Below are 15,373 nucleotides of genomic sequence, written 5' to 3'. Positions count from 1 at the left end.
TCAAGCGGTCGAGAAACAGCGTAGCAGAGGTGACCAGACCTCCAAGTCGTTTAAAGACCCCCACTTCGGCAGGGTGTCAGCAATGGTTCAAGAGCAACAAACCACGGACTGGATATTCGTTCAATGCCTCAGCGTCGACATCCCCAAATTTGGTGATGAACGCCCAATCGGGCGCAGATAGCCTTGAACTGCCGCCGTAGCTGGTCCTACCCCAACCCTTACCTATATGACGACGGTAGTGACGGGTGGGATCAGCTAGCCGACAGCCTGACCCTCAAGGCTGGCGTCGCGTTCCGATGATATGCCGCCCACTCTCTTACGGGTACGCCATCTAAGTCGGCAGCTAGGTACAACATACAAGTCCAGGGAGAATCACCGTGCTCAAAACTCAAATCACGTGCCTTGCAACCGTCATATCTCTCGCAATCGCGGGATGTGGAGGGGGCACAGGTGATAGCGCAAATAGCGGTACGAACACCACAAGCCCCTCGACGGGGAGCCAAACTGGAAAGAACGTAATCAGCGGGGTACTGGCATCTGGCGCTCCAATTCTTGGCACGGTGTATCTGGTATCTGCTAGCACGCCGTCTATGGTGTACAAGACCTCCACGGATGCCAGCGGCCAGTACACCTTTGATGTCACCTATCTCCGAGCGCCATACCTACTGCGCGGGGAATCTCGGGATGGGAAGACTGTGCTGTACAGCGTTGTAGCCACTAAGGCTGATGGAACGATAACGGCCAACATCACGCCGTTCAGCACCTACATCGCTGGCGGCATGGTTATGCCAAATGCCGTTTCGACACTTTGGAGCAATCCGGCACTGATCTCGAAGACCCAGATCACGCAGGCAAAGATTGATAGCTTCAACAACCTTCTGAAATCACAGCTAGCGCCTGCGATCACCGCACTTAACGTCGACGCTAGCACCCTAAGCTTCATCTCGACGCCGTTCCCAACCAATCACGCAGGCGTCGACGCACTTCTCGATCAGTTGGATGTACGTGCTATTCCCAGCGGGACAGGATCAGTTCAGTGGGAGGCACGAACAAGGTACGGCACTCCGTCATCTGTGACTCTGAATCCGATTGGCAGCCCGCCTCCGTTTAAATTCGACAGGAACAATATCCGGCTCTTGACTGGCGAGCAAGCGGCTCTGGATAGCTATTACAAGTCAAAGGGACTGCCACAAGGCAACCTGTCACGTGTCGATGGGTCGACGCTGGTAGTCCAGTTGCTGACCGCAACGGGACAGATCCAAGAGGACACGTTCAGTTATGCGTCGTCCTCTGGCAGCGTTAGCCTTCTGAGTACTGACATCTATCAGCCGGAGGACCAAACCGCTAATGGTGCGGGCTGTAGCTTCGACATACCGATGGGCTCTTGCGTTGGCAGCGTAGTGCAAGAGAGCTTCAGCAAACAAGGGAACTACTGGAAAGCGTCGGTCAAAGCAGTCAGTTCCGTTACATGCTCGAAGGTCTCCTACAACTGGATTGCACGGGGGCCATCCGGCCCGGGCAATGGGGCCACCTACACGCCGGCATATTTTCAACTGATCGGGCGCAATACCGATCATGAAACGCTTTGGGGAACCAGCACGGACGCAACTGCGGTAGACATCAGCAACGTGAGCTGCACGACGTATCAAAAAGAGGATCAGAAATCCATCGCGGTCAGTACACCGTCCGAGCCACTTCCCGGTGGAGCATCCGAAGATGCCCCTAACCCGACCACCCCTCCAACAAATGGTGGATATTACGACAGTTGCCACAATTTCCATCCTAACAGCGCGCACCCTGCCGCTATCCCGGGTGTGTGTTAGACGATTGAGGGCTTGATCCTCTTGGCAGCAGCGCCTCGTAGTCATCGGCGGCGCTGTGCATGTGGCAACGAGATACTGATACGTATCGACGTCGTTGGCCTTGCAGGTTGCCGAAGCGCTGCACGGTGGCCGCCGTGCTGTAGCTAAGGGCATCCAGCGTCAATCTTTCAATCGCCCACCTCCGGACCCCGACCGTCAAGTTATAAAGAGTCACACGCCGAGAAAAAATACTCACGCGTCGAGCTCTGAGCTCGGGGCACCGAGAAAAATATCTCGCGTGTCGAGCTTTGAACTCGGCGCACAGAGAAAAATATCTCGCATGTCGAGCTTTGAGCTCGGAGCACCGAGATAAATAACTCGCGTGTCGAGCCTTGAACTCGGAGCACCGAGATAAATAACTCGCGTGTCGAGCCTTGAACTCGGAGCACCGAGAAAAATAACTCATGCGTCGAGCTCTGAGCCCAGGGCACCCCGAAAAAAGACTCACGCACTGAACATCATCCTCCGCATAGGAATTTTCGGATTCTTCGATCTAAGACCCCCTCTTACCTTGCGGACGGATACCACAACCGCCAATCTCATGCGGTTATGCCTCCTGGCATGACATTGCCAGTCCATTCATGAGAAACGCAATGCCACAGAATATGATTTCGCTTCAGATTGCAGCGGCTGACCTAACCGCCATCGACACTGCACTGAAAACGCTGGAAGACCGACTTACTGGCTTGATCGCCCTATCCCCCGCCCAACGCAGGCGGGCCGTGAAGATGGGTGGTAAATCCGAAGCATTCGCCCGCACGGCCTTGGATGTGCTGGGCAATAATCCCAACGTGCTGCCGGTCAACTTCGGCCTACCCGAAGTCCGTCGCGACCTCGTCGCCTTCGATGCGCTGCGCCCAAGGTTGGACCGCTTGAAAAAGCTCTGCGAACGCATGTCAGACTCGCAACTAGCATTGGGCAGCGACGTAATGAGCGCTGCGTTGGACGGATATGCCTTCCTCAAGCGTGCCGGCAAAGGCGAAGGACTGGATACGGCGCGCAAGGCACTGTCCGGGCGGTTTAGTCGGAATGGCGTGAAGAAGAAAGAAGGAGGCAGCGGTGGAGTGAGTTGACGGTTGCTCTATGAATCAAAAAAGCCGCCCTTAGGCGGCTTTTTTGATGGGATTGCTTCTGGCCGAAGGCCATCGCTCGCGGACTGCGAAGTCAACGGCTATTGCCATCTTCGTCATCCTGTCGGCGCTGGGCGTTTATTGGTGGTGACCTGCGCTGGCTCCTTGTTTCAGGCGCACGCATACTCAGCTCAGGAGCTACACCTCTGGCTACGCATGATCGACCGCAGAGGCAGCCGCCCGCAGGGCCAGGAGGTAACTCTGAACCCCGAACCCGCAGATCTGCCCACTGACGATGTCAGCAGACACCGAGTGATGACGGAAGGGCTCGCGCGCGTGGATATTGGACATATGCAGCTCCACGACCGGACACGTGAGAATCGCCAGCGCATCGCGGATACCGTAGCTGTAGTGCGTCCAGGCGCCTGCGTTGATCAGCACGGCGTCTTGACCTTCCTCGAAGGCGCGATGAATGCGTTCGCACATCGCCGCTTCGCTGTTCGTCTGGAACGATTCCACTTGCACGCCGAGCTCGTCGCCCAGGGCCTGCAACTTGCTGTCGATCTCGGCCAGCGTGATGGTCCCGTACTGGGCGGGGTCACGCTTACCGAACATGTTGTGATTGATGCCGTGCAGCATCAGGATGCGCTTCATTCAAACCTCTGTGGTGGATGCAGATCGGTTCAGATCAGTCGAGCGGAACGGTCAGTCGATCGATCACGGGGCGGGTATCCGGACGCAAGCCACGCCACCAGACGAACGCCTCCGCCGCCTGCTCGACCAACATGCCGACGCCGTCTGCGATGTTGCGCACACCCGCGTTGCGGGCGAGCCGCAGGAACGGCGTCAGCCGTTTGCCATACGCCAGTTCGTAGGCCAGCCCATCGGGTTGGAAGATGCTCGGTGGAACGGGCGGCAGATCGCCTGTGAGGCTGGCAGAGGTGGCATTGACCACCAGATCGAAGCGCCCCGTCGCCTCCAGGTCGGCATACCCGCAAGCGACGATCGGGCCGCGCCCGGCCACCTGGGCCGCCAGCGTCTGCGCCTTGGCGACGTCGCGGTTCGCGATGACCAACTGCGCCGGCTTCGCCGCCAGGAACGGCAGCAAGGCACCACGCGCGGCGCCACCGGCACCCAGCAGCAGCACGCGCTTGCCAGCCATCGGCAGCCCCAGGTTGATCTCGATGTCACGCACCAGCCCAATGCCGTCGAAGTTGTCGGCCAGGATGCGGCCGCCCTCAAACTTCAGTGCGTTCGCGGCGCCGGCCAACGTGGCGCGCTCGCTGCGCTCGTCGGCCATCGCAAACGCCTTGAGCTTGAACGGCGCCGTGACGTTCACGCCCTTGCCGCCGCCGACGGCGAACGCACGCACGGCATCGGCGAACGCTGTATCCGGCTCGACCGGGCCTTCGATGGCCGTGTACTCCATGTCCTGTTGCGCCGCCTGCGCAAAGAGGCCGTGAATGAGCGGCGATTTGGTGTGTGAGATCGGGTTGCCGATCACCGCATAGTGGTCAGTCATCATGAGGCTCGCTTCGAATAAAGAACGCCATCGGCCTGCATCGCCTGGATCTCGTCTAGGTCGAAACCCAGCGTGCGCGCGACTTCAACGTTGTGCTCGCCCAGGTCGGGGGCGACGTCGCGGATGGTCGTATCGCAATCGGAAAACTTGAACGGTAGGTTGGGCAAGCGCAACGTCCCGTAGCGCGGATGCTGCTGCTCGACCACCATGCCGCGGGCCTGAATTTGCGGGTCGGCCAGCACCTCGTCGATGCGCTGCACCTTGGCGCACGGAACATCGATGCCATCCAGCAGTTCCAGCACCAATGCCACGGGGCGTGCTGCCACCCAAGGTTCGACCACAGAGAGAATCTCCGCCCGGTGCGCGTTGCGGCCGACACTGTCATGGAACCGCTTGTCCGCACCAAAGCCTGCCGGCCCACCATGCGCTTCGACCAGCGCAGCGAAGCGCTTCCATGCGTCGTCGACCTGCGCTGCAATCACCAGATCCGCATCCGCTGCACGGAACACGCCATAGAGCGTCGAGGTGGGCATGTCATGCCCGGTCTGCTCGGGCAGCACGCCCTGCAGCGTGTAGCACTGCACCGCGTATTCGTGCATCGACACCAGCGTGTCGTACAGCGCCATGTCGATGTGCTGCCCGCGTTGGCTCTTTACGCGACCGAGCAGCGCGGCGTTGATGGCGGCCACGGCGTGGATGCCCGTGTACATGTCACCGAGCGAGATGCGCAGCAGCGGAGGCCGCTCACCCGGCGTGCCGACCATTTGCATGATGCCGCTCTTGGCTTCGGCAATTAGCCCGAAACCGGCGCGATGTGCGTCTGGCCCGGTATGTCCATACGCCGAGATGGAGCAATAGACCAGGCCCGGATTGCGCGCCGACAGTTCCGCATAGCCCAGTCCCAGCTTGTCTAGCGCGCCGGGCCGGTAGTTCTCGATGAACACATCGGCGGAATCGCACAGCCGCTGCATGAACGCCTTGCCGCGTGGGTCCTTCATGTTGACGCTCACGCCGCGCTTGCCCATGTTGAGCTGCAGGAAGTAGCCGCTTTGCTCGTCGTCGAGCACGGTGGCGTGCTGGCGACCAGCGTCGCCACTGCCGGGGCGTTCGACCTTGATCACTTCGGCGCCGAGCGCAGCCAGGCATCGGCCGACATAGGGGCCGGCGAGGAAGTGGCTGTAGTCGACAACGCGAATACCTTCGAGTGGGCGCGCCTGCATCAGAATGCTCCCGGCCGGCGCGGCACCATCAGGCGGTGTTCACCGCGTTGCACGACGTGGCCATCTTGATTGATCAGCTCCGAGGGCAGCACGACGATGCCCCAGCCCGGGCGGCTCTTGCTTTCGCGCATCGCCCCGACCCGGAACTTCACATGCAAGACGTCGTTGACCTTGATCGGCAGCAGGAAATCCCATGTCCAGCCGAGCGACATGCCGGGCAGGAAGCGATAGTCGCTCTGCGTCTTCAAGCCATCCGCAATCGACAGGCCGAACAAGCCATGCGCGACGATGCAACCGAAGTGGCTCGCATTGGCGTAGGCCTCGTCGACATGCACGGGTGTGTGGTCGCCGGTGAGGTCGGCGTAAGCGAGGATGCGTTCCTTCGTGACCGTGTAGCTCGGGCTCACGCACGTGTCGCCCTCGCGGGCGTCATCCCAGTATTTCTCAACGATGGTCATGTTCATGCCTGCGCACGTGGGTTGATTGCCAAGGCCTGCGCCACGCACGACGCGGGCTTGGCCTGGATGAGTTCGACCGCCAGACCGTCTGGCAAGCGCAGCCAGTTGCGACCCTGCGGCATTTCTGTCACGCCAAAGCCTTGCGCCAATGCCAGTGCAGCTTCGAGGTCTTCGCACATCACACCCAGGTGGGCCAGTCGACCTTCGGGGCCTTCGAACTCGGGGGCATGGATGAACTGCAGGCCACCGAGCGTCCAGTACTGCCGGGGCGCTTCATGCGTGCCGTCGATCTCGCGCAGGGTCATGCCGAGCACCTCTTCGAAGAAGCGGATGTGCCAGTGGATGTCTTTCACCCAGATGGCGACGTGTTCCACATAGGCCTTGGGGGTGCTCATGCAGTGGTCTCCTTGTGTTGTCGTTGTTGGTCGGCCAGTGGGTCGGCCCGCTGGTCGGCCATACTGCGCTCGATCCCCTTGATGCAGGCGACCAGCGTGGCATTGACGGGCGTCGGCACGCCGTACCGCTGCCCGCAGCGCACGACGGAACCGTTGATGAAATCGATCTCGGTGATCGTCCCTTTTTCCAGGCTTTGCAGCATCGAGGTCTTGAATGCCGCGGGCAGGCCTTCGGCGGCCAGGGTCCATGCCTGCTCGGGGTCCGTCATCGACAGCTTCACGCCCGCGGCCTGGGCCGCTGCAATGGCCTCGGCCACGGCTGCAAGCGAGGTCGCCTTGAGCAGCGGCTCGTCGTAAAGCTGGCCGTAGGTCAGGCGGGTGATGCCGGTGAGCGCGCCGGTCGCCACGTTGACGAGCAGCTTGTCCCACATCGTGCCGACGATGTTGTCGGTGACCGTGGTCGCCAGCCCGGCGGCATTGAAGGCTTCCGCCACAGCCAGCACGCGCGGCGTCAGACGGCCATCCAGTTCGCCGATGTAGGTGGCCTTGCCCACCACACCCGATTGAATATGCGCGGGGCCGCGCGTCACCCCGCCAACATAGGTCTTGCCTGCCAGCACGCGTTCACGGCCCACGATGTCCGCGAGAATCTCTTCGTGCCCAAGCCCGTTCTGCAGCGACAGCACCAGCGTGTCGGGGCCGACCAGATCCACGGCACCGCGCATGGCGGCATCGGTCTCGAACGACTTGACCAGCACGATCACCAGCTCGGCGATCCCAACCTCTGCAGCGCGCGTCGCCGCACGTACCTGGATGCGTCGCGTGCCCTGCGCATCGTCCACCCGCAGGCCTTCGCTTCGCATGGCGTTGACGCGGTCCGGTGAGCGGACCATCAGCCAGGTCTCATGGCCCGCTTCGGTGAGGGTGGCCCCAATGGCGCAGCCCAGTGCGCCGGCACCCAGAATCGCAATCTTCAATGGCGTCTCCTTCACGTGTGGTTGCACGATAGGAGTCGGCCCTTATACTGGCAATACAATGATCACAATACCGTTATTGCCATGGACAATAATGCAGCGGCGCTTGCCGCCCTGCCCGACCTGAAGCTGCTTCAACTGTTCGACCTGCTGTACGACGTTCGCAACGTCAGCCGTGTTGCCGAGCAGCTCGGGCAGAGCCAGCCGACGGTCAGCATCTGGCTCGGGCAACTACGGGACTACATAAGGGATCCACTGTTCATCCGCACGCCCGGCGGCATGGCGCCCACGCCGCAGGCGGACGCGCTCATCGGGCCGTGCCGGGAGATCCTCGAATCGCTCCGGCGCTTTGCGGCCTGGGAGATTGCGTTCGACCCGGCGACGGCGCAGCGGCGGTTTCGCATCTGCATGACCGATGCGAGCCACATCACGCTGTTGCCGCGCCTTCTGGCGCACGTTCGCGCCCAGGCGCCCGGTGTCCGCCTGGAGGCCGCCAGAATTGACGGCAATACGGAGCGCACGCTGGAATCTGGCGAGGCTGACCTCGCCATCGGCTACGTGCCCTGGCTGAGCGGCGGCATCTATCAGCAGCAGTTGTACGAGCAGGATTGGGTCTGCCTGGCCAACCGTCACCACCCGAGAATCCACACCCGGTTTGGCGTGAAGCAATACAGCACGGAGGGGCACGTCGCCGTCACGGCGGGCACCGGGGCGCAACTGCTCCAACAGGCCCTGACGCGCGAGCGCATCGAGCGTCAGATCGTGCTGGAACTGCCGGGGTTCTTAGGGCTCGGCGCGATTATCCAGACGACCGACCTGATTACCACGCTGCCCCGGCACATCGGCGAAACGCTTGCACAGGCCAATGACCTGGCCGTGCGTGCATGCCCGTTCCCCGTGGAAGGCTTTGCCGTGCGGCAGCACTGGCATGCGCGGTATCACCATGAAGCGGGCAACCGTTGGCTGCGCGGCGTGGTCAGTCGACTTTTTGGCGCTTCGAACTAGCCGATGGTTTTGTTCGGGACGCAGATGACCACTTTCAGGAAAGGCTTGCAATAAAACCGCCTGTTGGACTGCAGTTTTCCTGTCTTGTGCCGATTACCAGCGATGGCAGCATGCCACGCGCGCTTCAATATCGCCCCCGATCAACCGCAGCCTGCCTTGCCGAACAAGCAGACGTGCGGTTTGTCGTCGCCCAAGACCACGACATGCCCCTTCGCCCCCTTGCCCGACGGCTAGTCACATCTGCAGGCCACCATCCCTTTATCGTTGGTGCACTGGGGACGCTGCTCACATTCATTGTCTTGGCAATTAGTGTGCTGACGCTGTGGTCCAACCGTGAAACGGCCATCGAGCACGCTCATGAAACCTCAAGGAATGTCGCCGCCGTTCTGGCCAGCCACATCTCGCGCACCGTCGACTCAGCCGACCAGTCGCTGCAGGTGCTGATCGCCGCGCTCGACAAGCCTGGGATCCGAAACCTCGATCCGGAGGTCCGGCACGATCTGCTGTTCAGCCCGACGGCCTCCGCCCGGTATGTCACGGGTATGGGCGTCACCGACGACAAGGGCCAGCTCGTTGACGGCTGCTGCTCCGCAACGCACCGCTGGGATTTCAGCGACCGCGACTACTTCATCGTCCATCGCGACCACGCAAACGTTGGCCTCTATGTATCCGTCGCCTACAAGGCACGGTCACGCGATGGCGTGGAGGCCATTGCGCTGAGCCGAAGGATGAATCGACCGGATGGGACGTTTGCGGGCACCGCGTTGGTGGCAATCGACCTCGATTACTTCAAGCAGCTTCTTGAAAAGCTCGATGTGGGGCCGCGCGGCGTCACGGCCATTGTCCGCACCGACGGAACGCTGGTGGCGCGAAATCCGCCACCCGGCGCAGCCCGCGCGCTCAATTTCAACAAATCGTTGACGTTCCCGCGCATGGTGAATCAGGAGTCCGGATTCTATATAGCACCGTCGGCCAGCGACGGCGTGCTGCGCCTCTATACGTTTCAACGCGTGCCGGGCACACCCTTCATCGCCGTGGTCGCACCGGCAATGAGCGATGCACTTGCAGCCTGGCGGCGGCTGTCATGGATCGTAGGGCTGTCGTCGCTGTCCGTGAGTCTCGCATTCTGCGCAGGGGTATGGCTCCTGGCTTTTGCGCTGCGCGGGCGTGTGATGGCCGAAAGCCACCTGCGGGAGCTGACGCAAACCGACCCGCTCACCGGGCTGAAGAACCGTCGCGCACTGGACGTTGCACTGGAAAACGAATGGGATCGGCTGCAGCGGAATGACAGCCGCCTGTCCGTGCTCTTTGTCGATGCCGATCACTTCAAACGCTATAACGACGAGCACGGACATGCCCAGGGCGACACTGCGCTCCAGTACCTCGCCAACTGCATTTCCAAGCATGCGCGACGACGCGGCGATCTTGCGGCCCGATACGGTGGAGAGGAGTTCGTGGTGGTGCTGCCCGACACCGACGAAGCTGGCGCCATGCAGATCGCTGAAGCGATATGTGCCGAAGTGGAAGCGACCCGTACCGCAATCGGCAACACGGGCTTGGCACCCTTCACCGTGAGCATCGGTTGCGCTACCGCACACCGATCGAGCTTCCCGTCACTGCTCGCTTTGACCAAGGCAGCGGACGATGCGCTCTACGAAGCCAAGCGCAAAGGGCGGAACCGCGTTGACTACGCAACACTGCCGTAGTCTCGCAGACTGGGCGTGCTCGCAGCGGAGCCAGCGAGGCGCGGTCATTGCGCCTCGAAGTGCGATCAATGCTGGCGGGTGCTTCACGACGAAGGTGCCCGACATCGACACAGCAGTCACGCTGCAATTCATGCGGACGGTCGCGTCACACAACGGTGATGCCGAGGGCTTCGCGCAGATGCGGATCATCAAGGTGTTCTGAGGTTCAGACATGAGAAAACCGGGCTTGCCGCGGCATACGGCACGCCCAGCACAGATGTCACCGCTAGAACTGATACCCCACCGACAGAAAGCTCGCGATCGGGTTGATCCGCACCTTCGATGTCGTTGTCACGGTGCCAACCGGTGCCTGCGTCGTCAGCGTCGCCGTGGTGGATAGCCACATGTACGACACCGACGCACCAATCGACCAATGGGCGTCGATGTTGTACGTCAGGCCTGCATTGACGATCGGCGCCCATGACTTGCTGAGCGATGCCGTGGTCGGGCCGACCAACATGGAGCCAGTCGCTGGCGAGGCGAGAATCTGCCCGGTTGCCAACGGTCGGCTCAATTCGATGTCCCGAAACCAGACGTACGCAAGCCCAGCGCCGAGATACGGCCTGACACGCGCGGTCGGCTCGCCAAAGTGGTATTGCACTTGCGCGGCAGGGCTCCATGCCCGCGCCGTGCCCATCTCCCCGACAGACGCCAGCGATCCGGTCCCGTTCAGGTGCAGCTTGGGCGGAATGCCGAGCACGGTTTCGAGCGCCACATGGTCAGTGACGAAATACCGCGTGGTGAGCGCGAAGGTGTTGGCGTTGGCCAGCGTCGACCCGCTGCCGGGCACCACGGTGGATTGCCCGAGCGCATTCACCGTCAGCGGTTGGCTGGAATCTTGAGGGGCGAGATGCATCCAGCCTGCGTTGACGACCCACTGCCCTGCTGACTGCGCATGGGCGAGCGAGGTCGCCGCGATCGACAAGAGCATTGCCGCGCGTGAGGTCTTCATGTTGTCTCCGATTTTTTTAATGTAGGCACTGCAACTGCAGGAATGCGCCGTTATGCGGCGCGGGGCACTTCGCCCGCTCACGCAGTGGTGGGCAGGCGAGGAATTCCTCCTTCGATCGGGTGCGTCAGAACGCTCGGCTCACCCGCGCTTCAATTGACGGAAAAGGGAAATGGGAAGCGGCCAAGCACCTCACGCGCGGCAGCAATCGACGCCGATGCGTCGAGCTTTACCGACGCGACGAGGCCTCTGGACTTGTCCTCGGCCACATCCAGCGCGTCAAACGCGATACCCGCGTCGCTGAGTGCCGCAGACAGGGCTTCACGCGTTTCACGGTGCTTGAGTGCGGGCTTGAAGATCTTGCCCACCGCAGTCAGGGGCATCGTTTCGATGATGTTGACCTGCCGGGGCAGCGCCGCACGTTCGGCAATCTCGACCTTCAGGAAGGCCAGCAAATCGGCTTCCGTGGCAGACGCACCAGCACGCAGTTGCACGTACGCAACCGGCAGCTCGCCCGCATGCACATCCGGACGCCCGACGGCGGCGGCAATCTGCACCGCAGGGTGACGATGCAGCGGCGCTTCGATGGTGAGCGGATCGATGTTGTGGCCGCCCCGGATGATCAGCTCCTTCTTGCGGCCCGTGAGCCAGAAGTAGCCTTGTTCGTCCTGCCGTGCCAGGTCGCCGGTGTTGAGCCAGCGCTGGCCATCGCCCGTGTCGACCCAGAGCCCCTCGTTCTGCTCCGCCTGGCGGTAGCCCGCGAAGACATTCGGCCCTGACACCACGAGCACGCCGACTTCCTCTGCAACGCAATCCCGCAGGTACTCGCCGCCCTCGCCCAACACAACGGCCTTCATCTGCTGCGTGGGAACGCGCAGGCCGATGGAGCCAAGACGGCGCTCGCCCATTGGCGGGTTGACGCTGCTCACGCACGTCGCCTCGGTCAGCCCATAGCCCTCGAGAATCTTGATACCCGTCTGCTCCTGGAAGCGGCGGAACACTTCGATGGGCATGGGCGCGGCGCCGCATAGGCCGTATTCGAGCGACCGCACATCCCGCTCGCCAACGGGCACCTGAAGCAGGGAGGCATAGAGCGTCGGCACGCCGCTAAAGAAATTCACGCGATGGTGCTCGACGATCTCCCAGAAGCGCTGGATCACGCCGTCACCGCGGTAGCCCTGCGGCGTGCCAAGCACGACGTGCGCGCCCTTGGAAAACGGTAGCAGCCCCGTCACCAGAACCCCATTGACGTGAAACAACGGCAAGCCGCAAAACACCACCTTGCCGGGGCCGATCCCGTCGCCCAGCACCTGCGCCGTGCTCCACGCATTTGCCACTTCATTGCCGTGGGTGCGCATCGCGATCTTCGGCAAGCCGGTGGTGCCGCCCGTGCAGAAGTACGAGGACGCATCTTGCGCAGTAATATGCCGCCGGCTGTTCAGGCCGTCTGCACGCTGCGCCTGGGTCGCGCTGTTGAAATCGTGGATGCGCACCGACATCGGGACAGCGCCATGCACGCCCCGCGGACCGAGCAACCGCAGCACTTCGTTCTTTTGCACTTGCGCCGCACACAGCGCCGCGCCATGCACGCGGTCGGCCAGGTTCACCAGCACCAAGTGCCGCAGGCTCTTGATCGAAGGCAAATGCGGTTGCAGCTTGATCCAGGTATCGGTGCCGGGAAACGGCGCCAACGTGACGAGCACCGATGCACCCGCGGCATTGAGCAGCTCAGCCAGCGCAGGCCCTTCGAGCAGCGGATTGAACGCCGCGACGATACCGGCTGCCTGCCCGCCCCAGATCACGAAATGCGTCTCCGGCAGGTTGGGCAGCACAAACGCAATCACGCTGTCTTTCTTGACGCCGATGCTGTCGAAGAAATTTGCCGTCTGCGTAATGCGCGCAAGAAGCTCCGCATAGCTCCACGTCTGCGGGGTGTGGTGATGAGTGACGCTCAAGAAGAAGCTCAATGCCGGCGCCTCTGGATTCAGGCTGGCGCCGCGGCGAATCATCTCGTATGTGCTCTGCGGAAGATCGGGCGGAAGACCGTGCGCCTCTGCGGCTTCCACGTCCTGCAGGCTGGAGAAACCAGGCATGGCGCTCACTCCTCGGCAACGATGCGGTTGCGCTGCATGCCCAGATCGATCCGTCCGTCGGACGAGTGGATCCGTGCTTCCACAACGTCGCCCGGCTTCAGGTATTGAGGGCGTGCGGCCTGTACTTTCAGGAACATTTCCCACTTCGCCTTCTCGGGCAGCATCGCGGCGATCTTCTGCTTGGCGGGTGAAGGGATCGACAACGCGCAGCCCGCCGGCGTGCCCGTGGCCAGCAAATCGCCCGGCTCCAGATCGTGCACGCGAGAAAGCTCGGTCAGCGTCTCCGCCGGGCCGTAGACGAGGTTGGCCGTTGTGTCGTTCTGGCGCAGCTTGTCGTTGACGGTCAGCTTGAGCTGCAGGCTCCTGAGTGCCGAAAAATCGCGCGGCTCCAGCAGCGTCAGCCACGGGCCCACCGGCCCGAATGTGCGGAACGACTTGCCCTTGTAGAACTGCATCTGCGGGATCTGGACATCGCGCGCGGAATAGTCGTTCACGATCACGGCGCCCGCCACGTACTCGTGCAAGGTGTCGTCGGTCACATCGACCGCACCATGCATGGCCTTGCGCATCACCAAGCCAAGCTCGATCTCGTAATCGAGAAACTGCACGCGCTTCGGCTTGATCACGTCGCTGTCCGCCGGGACGATGCAGCTCGATGCCTTGGTGAAGATCATGTTGTAGGTCTTCACGTCCGGGTCCATGCCGGACTCGATCATGTGCTGGCGGTAGTTGGCGCCCTGGCAGATGAACTGCTGGTTGCGCGTGACCGGAGACAGCAGCTTCACCGCTGACGAAGGCAGCGTTTCACCCTCCAGCGCGGCAAGCTGGGCCAGCGTTGTATTGCGGACGAAATCGCCCGTCGTGGCATAGGAGCCTGGCACGGGCGTGATGCGTATATCGCGGATCACGCCCCATTGGGTTTGGCCCTGATATTCGAAGCGAACGATATTGATGGACATGGCAAGAGATGCGTTGGATGAATGACGGCAGATGGCGTTTGCGCTGCCTCAGGCAAAGAGCCGGGCCAGCGTGACCAGCTTGCGAAACGTCAGGTCGGGGCTGTGGCGCAGGTTGCGGATGAGTGCCGCAATGGCGGCCGGTGTCAGCTTGGGCTTGGTGAACGTGGCGGGCATCGACTGGCCCCACTGCGACATGGCCTCGCGGCTGACCGGGTGGACGCCGGTCGGTTGCTCTGCGGTGAACAGGTCACCGTCGCAGTAGTGCTCGTGCTTGTCGCCCCATGGGTCTTGCCAGTAGTCGAAGATCTGGCTGCCGAGGATGTGCCGGCCCAGCCCCCAAGCGTGCTTCCACCCCTGCTCGCGCAGCAGGCGATGCCCCATGCCGACGGCATCGGCATCGATGAGCTCGAAGGCACTGTGGCTGTACTTCGAAACAAAACCCTGAGCCAGCGCGAGCGTGTGGTGATCGGCCGGCGTGTCGCCCAGATCCAGCCGCATGAAGGCAACCGCAGGCGAGCCATCCGGCAGCACCTGGACGTCGCTCGGGATGAACCCGAAGTGCTGCGTGTACCAGGCACACGTCGCCTGAAAGTCAGCAAGCTCCAACACGACATGCCCGAGGCGAATCACCTCCGGCGCTCCCACGGGCGGCCGCTGCGTTTCGTTGATGCGCAATGGGGCGTCCGCTGAGTTCAGCGACAACGGAGCGCGGTGCGGCAACTCGGCTGCCGGCGCCTGACCAGCAATGGCATCAACACGGAACCCCGACGGATCGACAAGACGCACGCGATAGCCACCACCCGGCCACCCCGACGACTCCACGGTCGATGCCCCAGGCAGTTTCGCCAACGCGTCCAACGCTGCGCGGCCGGCGACCTGCAAACCAAAGCCGGCAAACGCCGCCTTTGGCGCCTTGCGCACGACATAGCAAAACGGCGCCGGGCCGGTTCCGCGCAAGAGCAATGTCGCCTCGTCGCGCTGGACCGTCACGAGACCAAAGTCGTTGAGGAACCGCTCGGCCTGCTCAAGATCGGGCCGATCGAACATCAGGTAAGCAAGCGCCAACGCCTTCGTCGTCGGCTGCGGATGGCGTGCGGGCTGTGCTGTGGTGAGTTTCATGG

General features: G+C 62.2%; 14 protein-coding genes. 4 read left to right on the top strand and 10 right to left on the bottom strand.

What is annotated here, in order from left to right; translation table 11 throughout:
• Positions 1-590 precede the first annotated feature (590 nt).
• Together V6657_RS07325 and V6657_RS07320 are read left to right on the top strand one after the other, a co-directional pair.
• The gene (locus tag V6657_RS07325) at positions 591-1,823 is read left to right on the top strand and encodes a hypothetical protein (RefSeq protein ID WP_048932581.1); all 1,233 of its coding nucleotides are present in this window, start codon (positions 591-593) and stop codon (positions 1,821-1,823) included.
• Positions 1,824-2,455: 632 nt separating this feature from the next.
• Positions 2,456-2,935, top strand: a complete 480-nt coding sequence (locus tag V6657_RS07320; protein ID WP_048932582.1) for a hypothetical protein — start codon at positions 2,456-2,458, stop codon at positions 2,933-2,935.
• A gap of 207 nt (positions 2,936-3,142) precedes the next feature.
• Here the strand turns inward: V6657_RS07320 and aroQ are convergent, their stop codons facing one another.
• The 6 genes from aroQ to V6657_RS07290 are packed head-to-tail and all read right to left on the bottom strand — an operon-like array spanning position 3,143 to position 7,504.
• Entirely contained in the window at positions 3,143-3,586 is a 444-nt protein-coding gene (gene aroQ, locus V6657_RS07315; protein WP_048932583.1) for a type II 3-dehydroquinate dehydratase, read from the bottom strand.
• Between the two features lie 34 nt (positions 3,587-3,620).
• Positions 3,621-4,454: a shikimate dehydrogenase gene (gene aroE / locus V6657_RS07310; RefSeq protein ID WP_048932584.1), complete on the bottom strand. Its 834-nt coding sequence runs from the start codon at positions 4,452-4,454 to the stop codon at positions 3,621-3,623.
• A complete protein-coding gene (locus V6657_RS07305; RefSeq protein ID WP_048932585.1) occupies positions 4,454-5,674 on the bottom strand; it encodes a CoA transferase in 1,221 nt (406 codons plus the stop codon). The genes aroE and V6657_RS07305 overlap by 1 nt, the downstream gene beginning before the upstream one ends.
• Entirely contained in the window at positions 5,674-6,132 is a 459-nt protein-coding gene (locus tag V6657_RS07300; protein ID WP_048932865.1) for a MaoC family dehydratase, read from the bottom strand. Before V6657_RS07300 ends, V6657_RS07305 begins: the two co-directional genes overlap by 1 nt.
• Positions 6,133-6,134: 2 nt before the next feature.
• Entirely contained in the window at positions 6,135-6,527 is a 393-nt protein-coding gene (locus tag V6657_RS07295) for a VOC family protein (protein WP_048932586.1), read from the bottom strand.
• Positions 6,524-7,504, bottom strand: a complete 981-nt coding sequence (locus V6657_RS07290) for a 2-dehydropantoate 2-reductase (RefSeq protein WP_048932587.1) — start codon at positions 7,502-7,504, stop codon at positions 6,524-6,526. Before V6657_RS07290 ends, V6657_RS07295 begins: the two co-directional genes overlap by 4 nt.
• A gap of 81 nt (positions 7,505-7,585) precedes the next feature.
• Between V6657_RS07290 and V6657_RS07285 the strand changes: the two genes are divergently transcribed.
• Positions 7,586-8,506: a LysR family transcriptional regulator gene (locus tag V6657_RS07285; protein WP_048932588.1), complete on the top strand. Its 921-nt coding sequence runs from the start codon at positions 7,586-7,588 to the stop codon at positions 8,504-8,506.
• 203 nt (positions 8,507-8,709) lie between these two features.
• Positions 8,710-10,212: a GGDEF domain-containing protein gene (locus tag V6657_RS07280; RefSeq protein ID WP_048932589.1), complete on the top strand. Its 1,503-nt coding sequence runs from the start codon at positions 8,710-8,712 to the stop codon at positions 10,210-10,212.
• Positions 10,213-10,477: 265 nt separating this feature from the next.
• Here V6657_RS07280 and V6657_RS07275 read toward each other — a convergent pair whose 3' ends face one another.
• The 4 genes from V6657_RS07275 to V6657_RS07260 all read right to left on the bottom strand — a co-directional run bounded on the left by V6657_RS07275 (position 10,478) and on the right by V6657_RS07260 (position 15,371).
• A complete protein-coding gene (locus V6657_RS07275; protein ID WP_048932590.1) occupies positions 10,478-11,203 on the bottom strand; it encodes an OmpW family outer membrane protein in 726 nt (241 codons plus the stop codon).
• 149 nt (positions 11,204-11,352) lie between these two features.
• Entirely contained in the window at positions 11,353-13,293 is a 1,941-nt protein-coding gene (locus tag V6657_RS07270) for an acyl-CoA synthetase (protein WP_048932591.1), read from the bottom strand.
• A gap of 5 nt (positions 13,294-13,298) precedes the next feature.
• Positions 13,299-14,252, bottom strand: coding sequence for a fumarylacetoacetate hydrolase family protein (locus V6657_RS07265; protein ID WP_048932592.1), 954 nt, complete (start codon positions 14,250-14,252; stop codon positions 13,299-13,301).
• A 48-nt stretch (positions 14,253-14,300) separates the two neighbouring features.
• Positions 14,301-15,371 carry a VOC family protein gene (locus V6657_RS07260; protein WP_048932593.1) on the bottom strand — a complete coding sequence of 357 codons (1,071 nt, stop codon included), beginning with the start codon at positions 15,369-15,371 and terminating at the stop codon, positions 14,301-14,303.
• Between the last annotated feature and the right edge of the window lie 2 nt (positions 15,372-15,373).

The sequence above is a fragment of the Ralstonia sp. RRA genome, from assembly GCF_037023145.1.
Taxonomy (GTDB): Bacteria; Pseudomonadota; Gammaproteobacteria; order Burkholderiales; family Burkholderiaceae; genus Ralstonia.
This window is presented reverse-complemented; position numbering and strand designations above follow the sequence as displayed.